Below are 20,421 nucleotides of genomic sequence, written 5' to 3' on the forward strand. Positions count from 1 at the left end.
CAACCTGTTAATTGGGGGTGGTTCAATGAGGAAGGCTCTGGCACTGCTCGTGGCGACCCTTTTCGTCGCCTCGCTCCTGTGGGTGAAGCCTGTAAAGGCAGAGGAAACGCTGACCGTTTACTCCTACGAGAGCATCGAGCCCTGGATGAAGGAAATCATTCCGATATTCGAGAAGGAGTACGGCGTCAAGGTTCGCCTCGTGACGTTCGGCGACGCTGGAGAAGTGCTCAGCAAGCTGATAATCGAGAAAAACAACCCGCAGGCCGATGTCGTCGTTGGAATAGACAATAGCTACCTCCAGAAGGCCCTTCAGGCGGACATTCTAATCCCCTACAAGCCGGAGAACGCGAAGTACATTCCCGATTGGATTATAAAGGACTTCGACCCGACTTTCCACCTCACGCCCTATGACTATGGCGCTATAGCGATAGTCTACAAGAAGGACGTCGTGAAGAACCCGCCGAAGACCTTTGAAGACCTGACGAAGCCAGAGTGGAAGGGCAAGCTCATCGTCGAGAACCCGCTGACGAGTTCGACCGGAATGGCGTTCCTCCTTTGGACGATTGGCGTTTACGGCGACAAGTGGCCCTACTACTGGGAGAAGCTCAAGCAGAACGACGTTATAATCGTCAAGGGCTGGGGAGCTGGCTGGGAGATGTGGGACAAGAACCAGGCCCCTCTGTTCGTCAGCTACGCCACCGACCCGGCCTACGCGGCCTGCGAGGAGAACAGCACCAACATTGGGGCAATCTTCCTCAACAACACCGCCTACGTCCAGATTGAGGGAGCGGGAATCGTCAAGGGAACGAAGCACCTTGAACTTGCAAAGGAGTTCATAAACTTCCTGATAAGCAAGACCGCCCAAGAGAAGCTCCCACTCAACCAGTGGATGTATCCGGTTAACAAAGAAGTCAAGCTTCCGGCCTGCTTCAGCTACGCCCTCAACGTCAGCTCTGCCAGGGTAATCTCAATTCCCTCCGAGGAGCTCGCTAAGAACACCGACAAGTGGCTCAAGGAGTGGAGGGAGCTGATGGTAGAGGGCAAATCCCCCGAGGAAATCTCGCCAACGCAGACCCAGAGCACCAACACAGGTGAAACTGGAAGCTCAACCAGCGGGGGTTCGAGCATCTGTGGTCCGGCCTTCATAGTCGGACTCGCCATCCTGCCACTCCTCCTCAGGAGGAAGTGATTTTAGTCCCATTCTTTTTTACTCATTACTAAAACCAGCCCGCTTGCGTAGAACACTCGAGTTTTGTCAGCGTTTTGAATTACTCAATTTCATCAGAGGTCTTCCATTGACAACTACCATCTCCACGTCGCTTCCCCTCGCGGAATAAACGAGGAGCGAGTAAACGTTTTCCAACGGCCTGAGCCATGGTTTGTCGGCGTTTATCAGGACCAAATCCGCGAGATAGCCGGGCTCAATGAGTCCGGCCTTTAATCCAAGAGCCCTTGCCCCTCCAACGGTCGCCATTCCAAAGAGCTCTCGAGCTGGAATCGCGTGCGCCTTTCCGGCAGTCAGGTTAGCCACGATTCCGGCCGTTCTCATCTCAAGGAAGGGGTCAAGGATTCCGGTTGGGTTGGGCGAGTCGTTGCCCAGGGCCACGTTAAGGCTAATGTCAAGGAGTGTCCTCAGGTTCACGGTCCGTGCTTCAAGCTTGACGTTGCTCGTCGGACAGTGGACGAGGGTCGAGCCGGCCTTGGCCAATCTCTCGAAGTCAGAATCGTTCAGGTAAACACCGTGGACGCCGATTAGACTTTCGTTCAAAAGCCCAGCCCTTTCGAGGAGACCAACAGGCGAAAGGCCGTAGCGCCTTTTAACATCAGAAACTTCAGCCCTGCTCTGGGCGAGGTGAACGTGAACCCTTGCACCGGTTTCCCGGGAGAGTTCGGCGAGTTCTTTCATCAGCTCAAGCGAGACGGTGTTCGTTGCGTGCGGTGCCAGGGTGGGCGTTACGAGCTCGCTCCGGTTCCGCCAGCGCTTGAAGAATCGGGAACCTTCATCAGGACTTGCGAGAGGGAAATCAACCTCGTCCATAACCGTCTGGCCGATGAAGGCCCTTATCCCGAGCCTTTCGGCAACCTTCGCTATCTCGTCCGCGAAGAAGTAGTGGTCGTTTACCGTCGTCGAGCCGTTCATCAAAGCCTCTTTAAGGCCGACTTCAGCCCACTCACGGATTTCCTTCCGCGTCCATTCCAGCTCCATCGGCCAGATGATTTTCTCAAGCCACTCCTCCGTCGGCAGGTCCTCGCCGAGACCCCTAAAGCGCGCCATTGCCACGTGAGTGTGGGCGTTGATTAGGCCGGGAATCACGAGGTAGTTCTTCCCGCCGTAAACTTCGTCAACACCCCACTCCCCCAGTTCCCCCACCGGAACGACGGCCCGAATGATGTTATCCTCGACGATGACGGCCCCATCTCGAACGGAGCGGTAATCGACGAGCTTTCCGACCAGCGCAAACATCCTCCCACCGTTGAACATACGGCAGGGAAGAACTTAAACCTTTTGACGTTGTGACATTCAAATTCCCAAAGGATTTAAATCCCAAAACGAAAAACTCCGACCATGCCCCGGCTCGTTCGGATTGAGTCAAGGCTAAGGGTCCTGTCGCTCTGGCTGAATAGCCTCTTCTGATTGGGTTAGCGTTATAAACCCCGCTGGAAAGCTTTTGGAGGTGGTAAAGGTGATTGATAAGGTTTACTGTGCCGACGTTAAGCCCGAAATGGAAGGAAAGAGGGTTAAGCTCGCCGGATGGGTTTACAGGAAGAGGGAAGTCGGAAAGAAGGTCTTCATAGTGCTTAGAGACTCAAGCGGAATCGTTCAGGTGGTCTTCTCCAAGGAACTCAACGAAGAGGCCTACAGGGAGGCCAAGAAGCTCGGTATCGAGTCGAGCGTCATCATCGAGGGAATCGTCAAAGCTGACCCGCGCGCTCCAACCGGCGCCGAGGTTCGGGCAGATAAGCTTGAAGTTATCCAGAACGTTGACTTCTTCCCGATAACGAAGGACGCAAGCCCGGAGTTCCTGCTCGACGTCAGGCACCTGCATCTCCGCTCGCCCAAGGTCGCGAGCATAATGAAGGTGAAGGCCACACTCGTTCAGGCCGCTCGTGAGTGGCTCCTCCAGGACGGCTGGTACGAGGTCTTCCCGCCGATACTCGTCACAGGGGCGGTAGAGGGTGGCTCGACACTCTTCAAGCTCAAGTACTTTGACCGCTATGCTTACCTGAGCCAGTCGGCCCAGCTCTACCTTGAGGCGGCTATATTTGGCCTCGAAAAGGTCTGGTCGCTCACGCCGAGCTTCAGAGCCGAAAAGAGCAGGACTAGGAGACACCTCACCGAGTTCTGGCACCTCGAACTTGAGGGAGCATGGATGGACCTCTGGGACATCATGAAGGTCGAGGAGGAGCTGGTGAGCTACATGGTTCAGCGTGCGCTTGAGCTCAGGAGGGGCGAGATTGAGACCTTCAGGAAGGATTTAACGACCCTTAAGAACGCCGTTCCGCCGTTCCCGAGGATAAGCTACGACGAGGCCATAGACATACTCCAGAGCAAGGGCGTCGAGATAGAGTGGGGAGAGGACATGGGCGCCGACGAGGAGAGGGTTCTTACCGAGGAGTTCGAGGCCCCGTTCTTCGTCTACGGCTATCCAAAGGGCATCAAGGCCTTCTACATGAAGGAGGACCCGGAGGACCCAAGGAAAGTTCTCGCGGCGGACATGCTCGCTCCCGAAGGCTATGGCGAGATAATAGGCGGTTCCCAGCGTGAGGATGACTACGACAAGCTCGTGCAGCGCATTTTGGAGGAGGGAATGAACCCCGAGGACTACCAGTGGTACCTCGACCTCAGGAAGTACGGCTCCGTTCCGCACAGCGGTTTCGGTCTCGGCCTTGAGAGGCTCGTCGCGTGGGTCCTCAAGCTTGACCACGTCCGCTGGGCCACCCTCTTCCCGAGGACGCCCAGCAGGCTCTACCCGTGAGCCCTTTGCTGGCGCAAAGCGCTCGCGGAAAGTTCTTGCTCTTTTAGTTTATTTCAGGTTCAGAAAGTGACTAATCAAAGCTGAAATTACCATAGTACCAACTGTAACCATAGCAGTTACAAGATACTTGAAACTTCTCGGCCATTCCTCTATTTCCTTGACAGCATCAATGGCCACTTTTAGTTCTGAGAATTTGGTTGAAGTAGAGTGGTTAGAACGCAGTTTCTCATATTCCTCTTGAAGAGCCTTTTGAAGTTTTTCTAGTTCTCTAAGTTTAGCACGTTTTATATTTCTATGATGGGTTAATAAAAGGTGAATACCAATAAATCCTGTAAGCAAACTTAAAAAGAGCCCTATACCAATAGCAACCAAGGCTTCTTTTTCTATTATAAAAACGAAAAGTGCAAATCCAGCAGATATTATCAAACTGGATGATAGCACGTTTAATACAACTTGACCAAGTTCATTAAAGTTGAACCACTTATCAAAAACAATCTTGTAAGAAAATGTTTCGATAAGGAGTTCTATTTCATTGATTATACTCGCTGGCACTACAAACATATATCCAATAAATAATGATAAGAGGATATTGTAAATCAGATAACGCACTATATATGGACCATTATGAAGGAATTTAAAAAGTCCAAAACCAAAGAGAGCAAATTCGATACCCGCTATAGATCTAAAGGTATTGTTAATAAACAGGCAATTTAGAACATGTGCGTTTTTTCTTAGGTATATCCCTGAAAGATTCAGAGGAAGCTTTCCAAAAAAGTCAAAAGCTTGGAAGTCGTTAATGCCACGAAGCAGGAATACAAATGCAATCAAGAGAACTGCAGAAAGAAGACTAAGCATCAACCGTTCCTGAGAATATCCTATAATCATCACACTAAAAAGAAGCCAATACAATGGGAAAACTCGAAATTCCCGACCGTGAAAACTAAAGGAAATCTCTGCAAAAAGAAGTCTCATTATCGGAGGTCTCTTGATAACACACGCATTATTCAGCTCACCCTTCAAAGAAACCACAGTAAATACTCTATCACAGTAAGGACAAGTAGCTTCAGAAACTAATATTTTTCTCTTGTCCACTTCAAACGAGCCCCAAAGAAATTTAGAACGTTGCTTTGTCCCGGGAAGAATATATAGATTATTCAAATCTGAATCCAATTCAATTGAATGAATTTTGCTACAGTATGGGCAGTTGATTATCTTCCTCATATGTTCAGAGTCAAACTTAATCCTGATTTAAATATTTGGGAACATTCGTTCTCCATCGCTGAAGCTTTTGGGAAAAGCTTCACCAGAGAAACTTTGCGAAGGCAAAGTTTCATTAGAGTTTGTGATTCTTTTTGTAGGGGCTCCGTTGAGAGTGTTTGCGCTTTTAACGGCTTTTTTGGAATGCGAATTCCTAGTATTTTGTGAAGCTTTCTCACGTGGGTTTACTTTTCTTGCGCTCCGAAGGAGCGCTTTTCTGGAGAAACCCCTTCCAAATGGCTCCTTTGAAGGAAATTCCTTGAGAGCACTATTATTTAAAAATGCAAACTTCTTAGAGTTGTGTTTTTGAAAAGAATCACGAGCCTTGGTCAAACTTCGCGTAGGCGAGCAAGCTTTAAGAAAGCTTGACCAAACAAGTGCACAAGTGCCCTTCTCTCTAACGAGTAAATACCAATCGTGCACTAACCAAAGAGCAAATCCCTAGAGGGTTTAACACTACAACAAACCCCTTAAGATAGTTTCAACTTATTTTTGGCGCCTCCGGGCACCTTCTTGGAGTGAAACACCAAAAGTTGAGCAAGTTTGACAGAAACCCCTCTAAAACTTACACTCTTAAAAAGGCACATCATCTTCCGCCAGCGCTTTCGTCAGAAAGGGCTGATGTGGTGGGCCCGCGGGGATTCGAACCCCGGACCTCCACCTTGTAAGGGTGGCGTCATAACCATCTAGACCACGGGCCCGCCCGAAAATAGGGAAGGAGGGGGAGTTATAAAATTTTCTACTTCTCAACGCCTCTCCTGACTTTCACCGCCAGCCCGCTCTGGAAGACCTTCAACTCCTCGCCGTTCAGGAGAGTCTGCCCGGTCGCGAGGAGTTCATCTTTTTCATTCACAACCAGAACCTCGTCGTAGGGCCTGATTGAGGGGTCGGCATCGACCACGAACTTGGCGAAGACGTTCTTGCCCTTTCTCGCGAAGGGTTCGGCATCCTCGTTGACAACGACGCGCATCCTCGGGAACGGCAGGAGCGCGTGGAGTCTCTTTGCCCCTTCGATGCCGAGCGTTAACAGGCCGTCCTCCGCCCTGAAGGTCGCGAGGTGCTTACCCTTCGCCTTCACCTGCCTCGGCATGCCAGTCTTCCGCGAGAGTTCGACGAATGCATCTTTGAAAGCCTCGCTCGCTCCTTCGCCGAACTGATACTCCGCCACCGCCATGATGTACTTCCTCGCTTCATTCTTCCTCGGCTTTTCTATCGTGAAGTCCTCCTCACCCTCGCTTTGGGCGAAGGGGTAGCTCAAACTCAGGTACTTTGGAATCTCGCCAAATATCGGGTGTTTTACCTTCTCGGGGAACTTTCTGGCGACGCGCTCGGCCCTCGTCTTGGCGCGGTAAACGATGGGCCATCTCATCGCTTCCTCGCTCACCTTGAAGAAGGCGCTCGCCTTGGTTACCGGCTCGTTCCTCTCAAGGTAGTCCCTGTACTCGAGCAGTCTCTTGTAGGCGGAGTAAAGCTTCGGATGGGAACGGGCGCGCTCGTCAACGAGGCGCCAGAGTTCCCCTTCCTTTATTGCCTGCTTGACCCTGTTTAGCTCCTCGCGTATCACCCAGAGGTTGTGAAGAGCTAAAAGCCTCGTCCGTTCCTCCTTCGGCATCTCACGCAATTCCTGCGGAGTGTAGCGGGAGCAGACCGGGCAGGAGCAGGGGAAGTACTCAAGCTCTTCGAGCCTTTTCGTTCCCTCGGGCGTCAGGTAGCGGTCGTCTTTAGCGTACAAAGCGTAGCTCGCCGAGTCGAATAGGTCAACGCCCATAGCGACTGCCAAAGCGAAAATCATCGGATGGCCTGCACCGAAGAGGTGAACGGGCCTGTCCGGTCTTAAGCCGAGCTTGGAAGCTATAACAACGTCCACCAAATCGCGGTAGCGGTAGCCCTCCATGAGCGGAACGACGGCCCCAATCGGGTGGATTTCGAAGTTCATCTTACTGAGCTCCCGCGCGGCATAAGTTCTCAGGTCCGGGTAGGTGGACCCCTGAACTGCCGCGTTCATGGCGATGTTCTTGATGCTCTCGGCTTCCCTCGCCCGCTCGAGGGTTATCCTGAGGTCCTCCTCGGCCTTCTCCCTCGGCGCATCGGGAGGGGTCGGAATGTCGAGGAAGGTGCCTATATCAACGCCGATTTTCTCCTGGAACTCGATTATCTCCCCGTTGGTAACCTCAACCTCGCCGTAGCGCATGAGCTGGAAACTGCCAGAATCCACCTCGATTATCCCGTCGTAGTCGAGAAGCCTGTGAATGCCCAGCTCAAGGGCCTTTTCTCTCAGCTCCGGCGTCTTGTAGATGATGTAGGAGTTGGTGATTATCATCCCAAAGCCCATCTCCTTGAGCTCCTTCGGCGTCACGATGAGCTGTTTCGGGTTGATGACGGGCATTATGGCGGGAGTTTCGATGCTCTTGCCGTTGACGGTGAGCTTTCCTATTCTTCCGGCCGCGTCGCGCGCCTTAACCTCGAACCTGAACTCCATGCTCTCACCTCTCAATGCCCTACCACTTCGACCTTAAAAGCCTGCCGAGAAGAGCTTGATGAGCAGGAAGGCGAGGATTCCGGCGAAGAGTGGCGCGCGAACCCAGCTCTTCACGATGTCCACGAGGAGCTTTTTGTTAACGTGCTCCCCCTTGTAGGCGCTCAGCCCGCTTATCGCCCCGACTATCGCCTGGCCCGAACTGACGGGCAGACCGAAGAGGTTCGCGGTGCTGACAGCTATTGATGCCCCAAACTGACTCGAGAATGCCGAGGTCGGGCCGAGGGGTGCTATGTCCTTTCCTATCGTCATCATAACCTCATAGCTGAAGGTAAGCGTTCCGAAGGCCATCACAAGGGCGAGAAAGGCGTTTGGGTCGGACATTCCGCCGGCCTTTGCGAGTCCGATGACGTTCGAGACCTCGTTCGTGCCGAGATTGAAGGCTGAAAAGGCCGAGGCGAGAAAGACTAACCACTTCTGAGTGAGTTCGAGGTTCTTGAGGCACTTTATCCTCCTGAGGAATGGCTTGTAGAGTTTGTATATCGCTATCGCTAAGAGAGAGGCGAAGACCGGCGAGAAGAACCACGCCGAGACGATTTTACCTATCGTCCACCAGTCAACGGGAAGACCGAGGGCGAGGGAAGAACCTATGAGCGCGCCTATTATGGACTGGGTCGTCGATATCGGCCGTCCCCACAGGCTCGCAATTGTAACGGCCGATGCCGCGCTGAAGAGCGCCAAAGCGACTTCTCCAGCCGATAAACCGCTCGCTAGTCCAGTTATCGTCCCTGAAACGGCGGAGTGGCCGATAACTGCACCTAACGTAGTGAAAACCGCTATTATTAGAACGGCCCGTTTGAAGCCCACTATCCCTGAACCGACCGCTGTGCCAACTGCCTTTGCGCTGTCGTTCGCTCCGACGGCCCATGCCATAAAGAACGCCGCTGCGATGAGAGCTATCATTCCCTCACCTCTCTATATTCTATATAGTCTATGTAGCACGGGGTTGGGCACTTTAAAAGGGTTTCGGATTTAAAAGCGTTGCGGTAGTGGTGTTGAAATCGGGGAACAAAAGCGGGATTTAGATTCGCAGTGAATCACAACCGCCCGGTGAGAAGCCTAATGTAACCATAAACGTGGAGCGAGAGGTAGAAGAGCGCCCAGAACCAGACAATTATGGGGAAGAGAAGGGCGTTGGATAGCTTTCCACCCTCAACGAGTGTTGGGAGAAGCATTGTGACAACCTCGAACCACCACCAGAGGGCGAAGAGGTCAAAGTTGCCGGTCGCGAGCAAAAAGAGAGGAACCAAAACGTCGAGGAGGGCTATGAAGTCGCCGAGCAGGAGGAAGCTCCAATCCTTGGTAAAACCTCCGCCGAGGTTCTTGAGGTCGCCGAGGAACCAGCGCTTCCTCTGGCGCCAGAGAACTGAGAGGTTCTTCGGCATCTCCGTCCAGACCCTTGCCCTCGGCGCGTAGACCACCTTCCCGAGCCTCTTGACGGCCTTTGTGGTGGCGTAGTCCTCGACGATGTCCTCGACGAAGCCCCCGATTCTCTCGAGGGCGTCTCTGCGGAAGGCTGAAACCGGGCCGGGAGCGAGGCTAAGGTCGTCAAGCTCCTTGGCCCTGCGGAACATCGCTATCCTAAGGTGCTCTGCGTCCTGCGCCCTCTCAAGGAAGGAATCCCCCATGACCCTTACCTGTCCTCCAACGGCGAGCACTTCGTCGGAGTAGAAGCGCCTCACGAGTTCCCTAACCGCGGTCGGTTCGAGGTAGCTGTCGGCGTCGGTCGTCACTATTATCTCGCCAGACGCTTTGGAAAGGCCGAAGTTCAGGGCCCTGGCTTTGCCCCCGTGCTCCTTCCTGTAGACCTTCAGGCGTGGGTCCTTCACGGACGAGGCGACTTCAAACGTGCTGTCCTCACTGCCGTCATCGACGACGATGACCTCAAAATCCGGATAATCCTGAGCGAGCGCCGAGCGTATAGCCTTGAGAACCCTTTCCCCCTCGTTGTAAGCGGGGATTATGATTGAAACCCCCGGCGTCCATTCCCTAATTCCGTAATTCCTGAAAAGGCTAATTATGTAATTGAAGAAGAAGTAGCCGTCCCAGAGGAAGATGAGCGCGAGCGCAACGGCGAGGAGAGAGGGGTTCATGTCTGAAAAATCTGCCCAAAAGTTTTAATCCTTACCCCTCACCGCGAGGACGGGCTTTCTCCCGAGCCTGTATTTCACAACGTAGCGGCCGTGCTCGAAATCGTCCTCCTCGGCCTCAATAACCTCAACCGGCTCAAGCTCAAGGCCCAAATCCATCGCCTCCCACTTGATGTCATCGAAGTAGTCGTAAAGCCCGCAGGTGGCGCAGAAGGAACCCTCGAACTCTATGATTACCTCGTCACCCTCGAACTTTAGAATCCTCGCGCTGGCCTCGCTACCGTGAAGGCGGTTGAACTCGTCGAGAACCTTCCTGAGCTTCTCCTCTACCTCCATTCTCCCACCGGATTTAGTTCGCCAAGCCCACTTAAAAAGTTTGCTTAACTAACCGAATAGTTTAAAAACCGAAAGTCCAACGGGTGGCCGATGGCGAGGAAAAGGATAAGGTGGGCGAGAAGAGAATACAGCGACGAGGAGATATTCTCAATCCTCAGCGAGCCGGTTAGGGAGTGGTTTAGGCGAAAGTTCGGAAGTTTCACGCCACCACAGCGCTACGCGGTCATTGAGATTCACAAAGGCGAGAACGTTCTCATCTCCTCGCCGACCGGCTCCGGAAAAACGCTCTCCGCTTTCCTCTCGGCCATAAACGAGCTAATTCTCCTCGGGAAGGAGGGCAAACTCGAGGATAAAATCTACGTCCTCTACGTCTCGCCGCTGAGGGCTTTGAACAACGACATAAAGCGCAACTTAGAAGGACCTTTGGCCGAAATCAAGGAAGTGGCAAAGGAGCTCGGCTACGATTTACCCGAAATTCGCGTCGGCATAAGGACGAGCGACACGTCGAGCTACGAGAAGAGCAAGATGGTTAAGAAACCTCCCCACATTCTGATAACCACCCCGGAGAGCCTTGCGATAGCTCTAAACGCCCCCAAGTTCCGCGAGAGGCTGAAGACGGTTAAATACCTCATCATAGACGAGGTTCACGCTTTGGCTGAAAACAAGCGGGGCAGTCATTTGGCCTTGAGCGTCGAGAGACTTCAAGAGATGGCCGAGGAGAGGTTCGTGAGAATCGGCCTCAGCGCGACGATACACCCACTGGAAGAGATAGCGAAGTTCGTCTTCGGCTTCGATGACGATGGGAAGCCGAGGCCGGGCCTTATCGTTGACGTAAGCTTCACCAAGCAGACCGAAATAAAGGTCGAGAGCGTCGTCGAGGACCTAATCTACACTCCTGCCGGAGCGCTGAGCGAGGCGCTCTACAGGAGACTGGCGGAGCTTATCAGGGAGCACAGGACGACGCTAATCTTCACCAACACGAGGAGCGGTGCCGAGAGGGTCGCCTTCAACCTGAAGAAGCGCTACCCCGAGTTTGAAGGCCTCATAGAGGCGCACCACTCGAGTTTGTCGCGCGAGGTTAGGCTGGACGTGGAGGAGAAGCTGAAAAGGGGCGAGCTGAAGGCCGTTGTTACGTCAACGAGCCTTGAGCTCGGGATAGACATCGGAACGATTGATTTAGTGGTTCTAATCGGCTCGCCGAAGAGCGTGAACCGCGCTTTACAGAGAATTGGGCGAGCGGGCCACAGGCTCCACGAGGTCAGCAAAGGCGTCATCTTGGCCCTCGATAGAGATGACCTGGTTGAGGTTACCGTTTTGGCGCACAACGCGAGGAACAGACGACTTGACCGCGTCAGAATTCCAAGGAACCCGCTTGACGTCCTCGTCCAGCACCTTCTCGGAATGGCCTTAAACAGGGTCTGGGAGGTTGACGAAGCTTACCGCGTCGTCAGAAGGGCCTATCCATTCAGGGATTTGCCCTTCGAGGACTTCATGAGCGTTTTGAAATATCTGGCCGGAGAATACACCGGACTGGAGGAGCGGAAGGTCTACGCCAAGATATGGCTGGAGGACGGGAAGTTCGGAAAGCGCGGAAAGATGACGAGGGCGATTTACTACATGAACGTCGGCACGATTCCCGATGAGGCCAAAATCAGGGTTTACACAATGGACAAAAAGCTAATAGGCACAGTTGAGGAGGAGTTCGCCGAGAGGCTGATGCCCGGCGACATCTTCGTCTTAGCAGGAAGAACCTACGAGTTCGTCAAGAGCCGTGGAAACAAGCTCTACGTCATTCCGCGCGAGGGTGCCAAGCCGACCATTCCAGCGTGGTTCTCGGAGATGCTCCCGCTCAGCTTCGATTTAGCGGTGGATATTCAGCGCTTTAGGAGGGAGGTTAAGGGCCTCCTCAGCAGGAAGGACGCCCTTAAAAGGCTCATAAAGAAGTACGGGATAGATGAGAAGGCCTCGCGCGCCATAATCGCCTACTTCCGCGAGCAGGCGAGGTATTCAATAGTTCCAGACGACGAGACGGTTCTTGTTGAGTTCGTTCCGGGGGACAGGAGGAACCGCTACTTCTTCCACACGCTAATTGGGAGGCGCGCCAACGACGCTCTAAGCAGGGCCTTCGCCTACCTCGTGAGCAAGAAAAAGAACTGCAACGTAGGGATAGCGATAAACGACAACGGCTTCGCCCTTCTCCTTCCGCCGGAGGTTGAGCTGAGCGAGGAGGAGGTGATGGAGCTTTTTGAGGTTGATGACCTGAGGGAAACGTTAAAGCGGGCCCTGGACAACACGGAGCTTTTGAAAAGGCGGTTCAGGCACGTCGCCAACTGCGGGTTGCTAATTTTGAGGCGCTACGTCGGGAGGAGCAAGAGGCTCGGCAGGCAACAGGTCATGGCGGTCTCGCTCCTCAAGGTGCTCAAGGAGAACTACCCCGACTTCCCGCTCCTGAAGGAGGTCTACCGCGAGATTATGGAGGACAAGATGGACGTGGAAAACGCGGAGCTGTTCCTGAGCTGGGTTCAGAAGGGGAAGATAAGGGTAATCTTCCAGAGGAACGCCGTTCCGAGTCCCTTCGCCTTCAATCTGGAAGCTATTGGCTCGAGCGACGTGGTCCTGATGGAGGACAGGAGGGAGCTGATTAAGGCCCTGCACAGAAAAATAATGGCGATGATAGGGAATTAGAGGTCGTAAACGTTTTCCCTCCTTCCTATGCGAACGACGTAGACCGTTTTTGAGTCCTCGTCAACGCTGTAGATTATGCGATAATCTCCAACCCTTATGCGATAAAACGGATAACCCCTGAGCTTTTTATACTGTGTGAACCAGGGATTCTGGCTGAGTTTAAGAAGGGCCCCCTTTATTCGCTCCCTGTCAGTGGGGGGCAGTTTCTTGATGTACTTCAGAGCGTTTCTCGAAAGAACGACCTCATAGCTCATGGAGAACCTCCTCGAGCTTTACGCCCTTTTTCTTAGCGTCCTCCAACTCAGCCATCAGCTCCTGAAGCTCGTCCTCACCGGCTTCGAAATAGCCCGCAAAGTTGTCAATCTTCGAGTTGAGCACTCTAAGCTCCTCTTTAATCTCGCGAAGCTCTTGGAGGATGAGTTTCTCAACGCTCTCCATCATTACCACCGCCGAATTGTTAATACGCATCGGTGGAATAAAAAGTTAGTGGAATCAGATTAGCTCCCTCTCCGTCCTCGTCAGCCTCCTGGCCCCGTTTTCGGTTATGACTATCGTGTCCTCTATCCTAACGCCACCGAACTTTGGAATGTAAATGCCAGGCTCGACAGTGACGACCATACCGGGCTTGAGGACGGTCTCGTCGCTCTGGTTCACTCCGGGCCACTCGTGTATCTCAAGGCCGACGCCGTGTCCAGTCGAGTGAATGAAGTAGTCACCATAGCCGTACTCCCTGATAACGTCCCTGACGATTGTGTCGAGCTCCTTCGCCGTTATTCCCGGCCTCGCCATCTCGACACCTTTCTTCTGGGCCTCCAAGACGGCATAGTAGATATCCTTCTGCTTCTCGTTCGGACTGCCGACCACTATCGTTCTCGTCGTGTCGGAGTTGTAGTGGTTGTAGAGGGCACCTTCGTCAATGACGACGAGTTCGCCCTTCTCTATCCTCTTGTCACTCGCGACACCGTGGGGAAGGGCCGAGCGCCAGCCACTCGCGATTATCGTGTCGAAGGCAGGCTTTTCTGCGCCGTTCATCTTCATGACGTACTCCATCTTGGCGGCTATTTCCCTCTCGCGCTTGCCCTCGCTTATCTCCTCTATGGCAACGAGCATCGCTTGGTCAGCTATCTCGCACGAGGCCTGGATGACCTCAAGCTCCTCCTTTGTCTTGACCATTCTTAGCTCCTTTATGACGTCGTCAACGGTAACGAACTCCTCAACTCCGAGCTTCTCGCGGTAGCTCTGGACGGTTGAGTAGGCGGTTCTTCCCTCGATTCCGAGTTTCCTCAGCTTGAAGGACTTGAGCCTCTCGAAGAGCTCGGTTCCCCTTTTGAAAGCCTCAACGGGGATGCGTGAGGTTTCTTTGGCTTCCTCATACTCAAGCTGGGGGACGAGGAAAAGGGCTTCATCAGCCGTTACGAGCAGGTAGCCACCGAGAACGGGGGCCGAGCCGGTGAAGTAGTAGAGGTTCGGCTTGTGTGTTATTATCACGCCATCGAGTTCCTTGTCCGCTATGAACTCCCTCAGCTTTTCAATCCTCATCACCATCACCGGGGGAAGTTGGAGGGGTTGGATAAAACGGTTTCGGAAACGATATAAACTCCGAGGTGGAAACCTGAACAGGTGTTAAGTGTGACGGTTTACCTCTTCGACTTCGACGGAACGCTCGTTGACAGCACCGGCGCGGTCGAGAAGGCGTTGAGGATAGCCATCGAGAAGACGATTCCAGTGGTAATAGAGAGCGACCTGTACGATGAGTACTACAAGGCACTCTTCCTCTTCATCAAGGGCAAGCTCACCTACGGTCACCTCGGTGTCATCCATGAGCTCGTGGCGCAGGGCACGATTCACGAGTACTACAATCTGATGCCCAAGTACATCAAAGACTTCCCCTTCGCCCGTGAAGTCGTCAGGGAGCTCAGGAGGCGCGGGAGAAAAGTGATAAGCTTCTCGGGCGAGCACACTTACCCCGGCGGAAAGGTCATCTTCATGAAAAAGACCAACTGGTACGACGAGTTCGACGAGGTCATAACCTTCAAGGGAACGAAGGACATGCTCAAGAAGTTCGAGACACTCAGAGAGCTTTACCCGGATGAACCCTTCGTGTGGATTGACGACAGCCCGAGTCGCTTCACCTACGTCCTCGACGAGAACACGCTCCTCGTTCAAAAGGCCTCACCCTACAAGAGCGACGTTCCGCTCCTCTTTGACAGGGTGAACTTCGTGAAGATAAAATCCATCCGAGAGGTTCTCGAGATAGACGATGGCCTGAGCGAGTTCCTGGGAGATAAAACTTAAAAATCCAGCCCCCAAACCAAGGCCTGGTGAGGGCGATGGCAAGGGTGAAGGCTGTCGTCCTCTCCTACGCGGGTTCTCACGAGCACCAGGACAACCACAGAATGATTCTCAAGCCCATTGGAATCGACGACAGGGGAAGCGCGGCCCAGCTCATCGGCAGGAAGGTCGTCTGGAGGACGCCGACGGGAAGAAAGATGTTCGGCAGGGTCATCAAGACCCACGGCAACCGCGGTGAGGTCAAGGCCGTCTTCAAGCCTGGTCTTCCTGGGCAGGCCCTTGGAGACATCGTCGAGATTCTCTAAACCTTTAAAGCCCCTCAACCCTTTTCTTTACGGGTGAGAGAATGGAGCTGATTGAGGTCAGTGAAGGTTCCGCGAGGTTCCTCGTACCGAAGGCCGAACGGATCTACGACGCACCTGTCTTCTACAACCCCGTGATGGCGCTCAACAGGGACATAAGCGTCCTCGTCGCCCGTGCTCTTGAACCCAAGAGGGTTCTCGATGCGCTCTCGGCGACGGGAATACGGGGAATCCGTTACGCCCTCGAAAGTCCAGCGGAGGAAGTCTGGCTCAACGACATAAGCGACGAAGCCTACAGCCTGATGAAGCGGAACGTCGCCCTCAACTTCGAGGGGGAGCTCTACGAAGAGGGCGACCGCTCCTACCTCTGGGGCGAGAAGCTAATAGTCATAAACAAGGGCGACGCCAACAGGTTGATGGCGGAGAACTTCCGCTACTTTGACCTGGTTGATTTGGACCCCTTCGGCTCGCCGATGGAGTTCCTTGACACCGCTCTAAGGAGTGTGAAGAGGAAGGGCGTTCTGGCCGTTACAGCAACGGATACCGGAGTTCTCTGCGGGGCCTACTCAAGGGCCTGCGTGAAGAACTACCTCGCGAGGCCGATACGGGGAGAGCTGTGCCACGAGGCCGGTTTGAGAATCCTCATCGGGACAGTGGTTAGATACTCTGCAAAGTACGACCTTGGAGTTGAAGTCCTCCTCGCCTACTACCGCGACCACTACTTCAGGGCCTTCCTCCGCTTTAAGAGCGGGGCAACGAAGGCCGAGAGGAGCCTCGCCCAGCTCGGCTACCTCTGGCAGGAAAAAACCGGAAGGTTCACATACGAGAAAGCCTTCCTCCCGGAGAAGCCCAAGGCCTTCGGCCCGATGTGGCTCGGCCCGCTGAAGGATTCTGAGTTCGTGGAGAAACTTTCAAAGGAGCTTGAGACCTTTGAACCGGCCCATAAGAAAACGAGGCCCTTTATAGAGCTACTCGCGGGCGAACTCGACGTCCCCTTCCACTATGACACCCATTCACTGGCGCGGAGGAACGGCCTGGAAGTGAGGAAGGTGAGCGAAATAATTGAAAGACTTGAGAAACTCGGCTACAGGGCGAGCAGGACGCACTTTTCTCCAACGGCGATAAAAACCGATGCCCCCTTTGAGGTGGTGCTCGATGTCCTCGGAGGCAGTTAAACTCGCAAGGCGCTTCTACCTCGACGAGTGGGCCGACGCGGAGCTGTACGAGAGGCTCGCCGAGTGGGAAAAGGACGAGAAGATAAGGGCAGAGTTCAAGCGTCTGGCCGAGCTTGAGCGCTGGCACGCCGAGTTCTGGAAGTCGTTCCTTGAGAAGAGAAAAGAGAAACCGCCGAGGCCGAGGGTGAACCGACTGACGGTATGGAGCGTTAAGCTCCTTCGGAAGTTCCTCGGGCCGGGTTCCGTCGCTTCCCTCCTTGAGATGGGCGAGAACAGCGCGATAGAGAAGTACTTCCGCTTCCTCAACGAATACGCCCGCGAGATGAGCGATGAGGAACGCGAAACCCTCAGGAAGGTAATCCTTGACGAGATAGAGCACGAGAAGTTCTTCCGCGAGGAGGAGAAGGCCTTCCACGTGGAGAACATCAGGGACCTCGTCCTCGGAATGAACGACGGCCTCGTCGAGATACTCGGGGCAGTTACGGGCCTCTCGGCGGTTTACCCGAACAACCCCCAGCTCGTCGGGATAAGCGGTCTCATCGTCGGCGTAGCAGGAGCGCTCTCGATGGCGATAGGCACCTTCGTCTCGGTCCGCTCGCAGAGGCAAGTAAAGGAATCAATCCGCTCGAGGACCGAGGTCCTCTTCGAGGTCTCGCCCGAGAAAACGGCCGAAGAACTCAGGGAGAAGCTGGTAGAGGGCGGAATGCCCGAGGACATGGCTAAGGAGATAGCAGAGAAGCTCAAGGACAACCCTGATGCCGTTAAAAAGCTCCTTCTTCCAGAGGCCGAGGAGAACGAGGTTCGCGCCGCATTGTATACGGGCTTATCTTACCTTCTCGGCGTCGTCTTCCCGGTTACTCCCTACTTCCTGGCCTCGAACTCGCTCACGGCGCTCGCCTTCTCGATACTCTTCGCGGGTTCGGCCCTCGCGATAGTGGCGACGCTGATTTCGCTCCTCTCGGGGATATCGGTCAAGAAGAAGGTCGCGGAGATGGTCGCGACAGGCCTCGGCGCGGCGTTCCTGAGCTATCTCTTCGGAAGGGCTATGGAGGCAATCTTCCACGTCTCGGCGCTTTAGAGGTAGACCACCTCAACGCCGAGCTTTTCCGCTATTTTTCCCTGCCTCTCATCGGCCGTCGCGAGCCTTCCGTACTTGAGGGCCTGGGCGATGTAAAGGGCGTCGTAGATTGGTATGCCGTTTTCAAGGGCAACCTTCTCGCCCTCAGGAAGGTATTCAATGGGATTCTCGTAGATGATAATCTCCCTCGTTGCGTGGAGGTAGTCCAGCAACCTCTGGGCGGTTTCAAAGTTTATGTCCCTGTACAGGCGGTAGCGTTTCCAGACGGCGTTTGCCCCTCCAATTAAGGCAAGCTCCAGAGAGGTGATTTCTCGGTTCTTCCTCAGGAAAGCGGAAACCCCTCTCCAGCCCTCCTCCTTGAGGAGGTACTTGATGAGGGCCGAGGTGTCAATTACTATCACGGTCACCCCTCACGAGCTTTGTCGCCTTCCCCTTGGGCAACTCGGGCACGTTCTCAAGGAACGAGTCTATCTCGTCCAGCAGTTTTTCCCTCTCAATTTCCATTACCCTGAGTTCTATGAACCGCCGTATCTCCTCGCTCCAGTTGATGTTGTACTTCTTCATCTTCTCCTTAAGCTCGTCGGGAACGCGGACGCTTATGACCGCCATACAACCACCGTTTACAGAAACGCATTACAGAGATATAAACGTTCCCGTCATACCTTCACGTGCTTCCACTTGCCCTTCCTGAAAATCCACCAGTACATTCCTGCGCTCGTGAAGGTCTCGAGGCTCATCGCAATCCACGCCGCTATAACGCCGAGACCCTCGAAGGTAAAGCCCGGGAACGTGAATCCGAGCAGGTGAAAGCTCGGAATCGAGAACCCGAAGCCGAGAAGGTAGGCAGGGATAATCCGGAACAGGAGCTTGCTTATCGCGGTAACGTACATCGGGCTCTTGGTGTCGCCGGCTCCCCTTAGAGCCCCGCTGAGGACGAAGACCCACGCGAGGGGAACCTCACTCACGCCAACGATTATGAGGTAGATGCTCGCGAGGTGAAGGACCTCGGCGTAGTTCGGGTCGTTCGGGTTGAGGAAGGGCATGACGAGGTAGCGCGGGAAGAGGATTAGCACCGCGCCCATGACGCCCATGAAGAGGCCTGCCATCTTCATAGCTTCATAAACCGTCCTCTCGGCCTCTTCGGGCTTCCCGGCGCCAAGGTTCTGGCCTACCAGGGCCGATGTTGCGACGTTGAAGCCGAAGGCAGGCATGTAGGCGATGCTCTCAATCCTGAGGCCTATCTGGTGCGCCGCGAGGGCAACGTCACCGAAGCGGGTGACTATGCTCATGTAGAGGAAGTTGTAGAAGCTGAAGAGGCTCCTCTCAACGAGCGTCGGCGTGCCTATGCGGACTATCTTCTCCACTATCTCCCGGTTAAAGCGCCAGTTCGGCTCGAACTTCAGGATGAGCCGGTTGGATAGCAGGAGAACCAGAAGAACAACGAGTGCCGAGCTTATGCCGATTCCAGATGCCCAGGCCGCTCCAACGGCTCCGAGCCTCGGAAAGCCGAGCTTCCCGTAGATTAGGAGGTAGTCAAAGAGCGCGTTGAGAACGTTCATCAGGATTCCTACCTTCATAGGGGTCTTTGTATCGCCGGCTCCCCTGAGGGCCGAGTTTATCGTGAAGACCACGAAGCGGACGGGATAGAACAGGAAAACGACCTTGAGGTAGGCGTAGGCGAGACTTAAAAGCTCTCCCTTCGCGCCCATGATTCTCAGCACGTCGTCGCCGAAGAACCAGCCGAAGAGGAGAACCGGGATTCCGAGGAGAAAAGCCAGGTAGAGGCTCTGCTCGAGAACGAGCTCCGCCCGCCTGAAGTCCTTTGCACCTATCGCGCGCGCGACGAGGGCGAGGGTTCCGACGGAGACCGACATCATTATCGGGAACATGAACCAGCTGACCTGTCCGCCGAGGCCCACCGCGGCTATCGCCAGGGAACTCACGTGGCCGACCATCAAGGTGTCCACTAAGTTGAGAAGGGTCTGGGAGATGTTGGCGATGATAGCGGGCCACGCAAGTTGCCATATCCTGCGCTGGGTCTCGTTGCGGAGTATCATTAAGATGCCCCTCTAAACGGGCAAAAGAGCGTTTTAGTTAATAAGGGTTACGGTCTCGCGAACGAATGAACAGAATGGAACGCAATGAAACAAAAGAAAAGGGGTTCAGTAGGAGAGGTTCCTCTTCTTCTTCCACTTGTGGCTCCAGCTGTACTTTCTCATTCTCCTGCTCCTGCCGAAGCCACAGGCGGCGCAGTAGCCCTTCTTGACGTTGAAGGCCCTCCTACCACAGCGCCTGCACCTGATGTGGGTAGGGGTCCTATTGCGCTTGCCCTTCGGCGCGGTTCCGGCTCCCATGGTATCACCCCGTCATCACTCTATCTCGACCGGGGAGATGGCCAGAACGTTGTCTCCCCTGATGACGATTTTACCGTACTTCTTAATCTCCTCGCCGTCCTGCATGAGCGAGGCGTCGGCGAGGACGACGTTCAGGTGGATGTCGTAACCGATGAGCCTTCCCCTGAACTCGCCACCCCTCTTGAGGAGCACGAGGACATCCTTGTCAAGGGACCTGTGAATAACATCGAGTGGTCTTTCCGCCATTTTCACGCACCTCCAAACAATCAAAGCTCATAGCCTAAACGACGGGAACGGTTTATAACTCTTTCCGTTTTTCGGCATCGTCAGAACTCCAAG

22 protein-coding genes and 1 tRNA gene are annotated in these 20,421 nt (G+C 54.2%); 7 read left to right on the forward strand and 16 right to left on the reverse strand.

Going from position 1 to position 20,421, the window contains the following annotated elements:
- The first annotated feature begins 25 nt into the window (after positions 1–25).
- On the forward strand, positions 26–1,189 hold the full coding sequence (locus E3E28_RS10335) for a thiamine ABC transporter substrate-binding protein (RefSeq protein WP_167915010.1): 1,164 nt from the start codon (positions 26–28) through the stop codon (positions 1,187–1,189).
- A gap of 66 nt (positions 1,190–1,255) precedes the next feature.
- On the opposite strand, the gene E3E28_RS10340 is transcribed toward E3E28_RS10335, so the two are convergent.
- The gene (locus E3E28_RS10340) at positions 1,256–2,464 is read right to left on the reverse strand and encodes an amidohydrolase family protein (RefSeq protein WP_167915011.1); all 1,209 of its coding nucleotides are present in this window, start codon (positions 2,462–2,464) and stop codon (positions 1,256–1,258) included.
- A gap of 220 nt (positions 2,465–2,684) precedes the next feature.
- On the opposite strand from E3E28_RS10340, the gene asnS reads away from it, so the two are divergent.
- Positions 2,685–3,977, forward strand: a complete 1,293-nt coding sequence (gene asnS / locus E3E28_RS10345; protein ID WP_167915431.1) for an asparagine--tRNA ligase — start codon at positions 2,685–2,687, stop codon at positions 3,975–3,977.
- A gap of 48 nt (positions 3,978–4,025) precedes the next feature.
- On the opposite strand, the gene E3E28_RS10350 is transcribed toward asnS, so the two are convergent.
- The 7 genes from E3E28_RS10350 to E3E28_RS10380 form a co-directional block, all read right to left on the reverse strand.
- On the reverse strand, positions 4,026–5,198 hold the full coding sequence (locus E3E28_RS10350) for a hypothetical protein (RefSeq protein WP_167915012.1): 1,173 nt from the start codon (positions 5,196–5,198) through the stop codon (positions 4,026–4,028).
- Positions 5,199–5,225: 27 nt separating this feature from the next.
- A complete protein-coding gene (locus tag E3E28_RS10355) occupies positions 5,226–5,567 on the reverse strand; it encodes a hypothetical protein (RefSeq protein ID WP_167915013.1) in 342 nt (113 codons plus the stop codon).
- A 291-nt stretch (positions 5,568–5,858) separates the two neighbouring features.
- Positions 5,859–5,935: transfer RNA gene (locus E3E28_RS10360), tRNA-Val, on the reverse strand.
- A 38-nt stretch (positions 5,936–5,973) separates the two neighbouring features.
- Positions 5,974–7,713, reverse strand: coding sequence for a tRNA guanosine(15) transglycosylase TgtA (tgtA, locus tag E3E28_RS10365; RefSeq protein ID WP_167915014.1), 1,740 nt, complete (start codon positions 7,711–7,713; stop codon positions 5,974–5,976).
- Positions 7,714–7,746: 33 nt separating this feature from the next.
- Positions 7,747–8,673, reverse strand: coding sequence for an inorganic phosphate transporter (locus tag E3E28_RS10370; RefSeq protein WP_167915015.1), 927 nt, complete (start codon positions 8,671–8,673; stop codon positions 7,747–7,749).
- A 134-nt stretch (positions 8,674–8,807) separates the two neighbouring features.
- Positions 8,808–9,863 (reverse strand): glycosyltransferase family 2 protein, encoded by a 1,056-nt coding sequence (locus E3E28_RS10375; protein WP_167915016.1) that lies wholly within the window; start codon positions 9,861–9,863, stop codon positions 8,808–8,810.
- A 24-nt stretch (positions 9,864–9,887) separates the two neighbouring features.
- Positions 9,888–10,196 carry a hypothetical protein gene (locus E3E28_RS10380; protein ID WP_167915017.1) on the reverse strand — a complete coding sequence of 103 codons (309 nt, stop codon included), beginning with the start codon at positions 10,194–10,196 and terminating at the stop codon, positions 9,888–9,890.
- Between the two features lie 90 nt (positions 10,197–10,286).
- On the opposite strand from E3E28_RS10380, the gene E3E28_RS10385 reads away from it, so the two are divergent.
- Positions 10,287–12,881 carry an ATP-dependent helicase gene (locus E3E28_RS10385; RefSeq protein WP_167915018.1) on the forward strand — a complete coding sequence of 865 codons (2,595 nt, stop codon included), beginning with the start codon at positions 10,287–10,289 and terminating at the stop codon, positions 12,879–12,881.
- Here E3E28_RS10385 and E3E28_RS10390 read toward each other — a convergent pair.
- From E3E28_RS10390 to pepQ, 3 genes are read right to left on the reverse strand one after another with little or no spacing between them, the layout of a single operon-like run.
- A complete protein-coding gene (locus E3E28_RS10390) occupies positions 12,878–13,135 on the reverse strand; it encodes a type II toxin-antitoxin system RelE/ParE family toxin (protein ID WP_167915019.1) in 258 nt (85 codons plus the stop codon). The genes E3E28_RS10385 and E3E28_RS10390 overlap by 4 nt on opposite strands.
- The gene (locus E3E28_RS10395; RefSeq protein WP_240921753.1) at positions 13,125–13,322 is read right to left on the reverse strand and encodes a hypothetical protein; all 198 of its coding nucleotides are present in this window, start codon (positions 13,320–13,322) and stop codon (positions 13,125–13,127) included. Before E3E28_RS10395 ends, E3E28_RS10390 begins: the two co-directional genes overlap by 11 nt.
- A 51-nt stretch (positions 13,323–13,373) precedes the next feature.
- The gene (pepQ, locus tag E3E28_RS10400) at positions 13,374–14,426 is read right to left on the reverse strand and encodes a Xaa-Pro dipeptidase PepQ (RefSeq protein WP_206203898.1); all 1,053 of its coding nucleotides are present in this window, start codon (positions 14,424–14,426) and stop codon (positions 13,374–13,376) included.
- Between the two features lie 84 nt (positions 14,427–14,510).
- On the opposite strand from pepQ, the gene E3E28_RS10405 reads away from it, so the two are divergent.
- The 4 genes from E3E28_RS10405 to E3E28_RS10420 are packed head-to-tail and all read left to right on the forward strand — an operon-like array spanning position 14,511 to position 17,728.
- The gene (locus E3E28_RS10405; protein ID WP_167915434.1) at positions 14,511–15,176 is read left to right on the forward strand and encodes an HAD family hydrolase; all 666 of its coding nucleotides are present in this window, start codon (positions 14,511–14,513) and stop codon (positions 15,174–15,176) included.
- A gap of 35 nt (positions 15,177–15,211) precedes the next feature.
- On the forward strand, positions 15,212–15,478 hold the full coding sequence (locus E3E28_RS10410) for a 50S ribosomal protein L35ae (protein ID WP_042690112.1): 267 nt from the start codon (positions 15,212–15,214) through the stop codon (positions 15,476–15,478).
- Between the two features lie 41 nt (positions 15,479–15,519).
- Positions 15,520–16,650 carry a tRNA (guanine(10)-N(2))-dimethyltransferase gene (locus E3E28_RS10415; RefSeq protein WP_167915020.1) on the forward strand — a complete coding sequence of 377 codons (1,131 nt, stop codon included), beginning with the start codon at positions 15,520–15,522 and terminating at the stop codon, positions 16,648–16,650.
- Positions 16,631–17,728: a VIT1/CCC1 transporter family protein gene (locus E3E28_RS10420; protein ID WP_167915021.1), complete on the forward strand. Its 1,098-nt coding sequence runs from the start codon at positions 16,631–16,633 to the stop codon at positions 17,726–17,728. Before E3E28_RS10415 ends, E3E28_RS10420 begins: the two co-directional genes overlap by 20 nt.
- Here the strand turns inward: E3E28_RS10420 and E3E28_RS10425 are convergent.
- The 5 genes from E3E28_RS10425 to E3E28_RS10445 all read right to left on the reverse strand — a co-directional run bounded on the left by E3E28_RS10425 (position 17,725) and on the right by E3E28_RS10445 (position 20,328).
- Positions 17,725–18,129, reverse strand: a complete 405-nt coding sequence (locus E3E28_RS10425) for a type II toxin-antitoxin system VapC family toxin (protein ID WP_167915022.1) — start codon at positions 18,127–18,129, stop codon at positions 17,725–17,727. The two genes, E3E28_RS10420 and E3E28_RS10425, sit on opposite strands and share 4 nt — an antisense overlap.
- Positions 18,116–18,337 carry a hypothetical protein gene (locus tag E3E28_RS10430; RefSeq protein WP_167915023.1) on the reverse strand — a complete coding sequence of 74 codons (222 nt, stop codon included), beginning with the start codon at positions 18,335–18,337 and terminating at the stop codon, positions 18,116–18,118. The genes E3E28_RS10425 and E3E28_RS10430 overlap by 14 nt, the downstream gene beginning before the upstream one ends.
- A gap of 47 nt (positions 18,338–18,384) precedes the next feature.
- Complete coding sequence (locus tag E3E28_RS10435) at positions 18,385–19,785, reverse strand: MATE family efflux transporter (RefSeq protein WP_167915024.1); 1,401 nt, start codon at positions 19,783–19,785, stop codon at positions 18,385–18,387.
- Between the two features lie 105 nt (positions 19,786–19,890).
- Complete coding sequence (locus E3E28_RS10440) at positions 19,891–20,082, reverse strand: 50S ribosomal protein L37e (RefSeq protein ID WP_015859350.1); 192 nt, start codon at positions 20,080–20,082, stop codon at positions 19,891–19,893.
- A gap of 15 nt (positions 20,083–20,097) precedes the next feature.
- Positions 20,098–20,328: an LSm family protein gene (locus E3E28_RS10445; RefSeq protein WP_167915025.1), complete on the reverse strand. Its 231-nt coding sequence runs from the start codon at positions 20,326–20,328 to the stop codon at positions 20,098–20,100.
- Positions 20,329–20,421: the final 93 nt, after the last annotated feature.

Origin of the sequence: Thermococcus sp. 21S9 (assembly GCF_012027635.1) — an archaeon.
GTDB lineage: Archaea > Methanobacteriota_B > Thermococci > Thermococcales > Thermococcaceae > Thermococcus.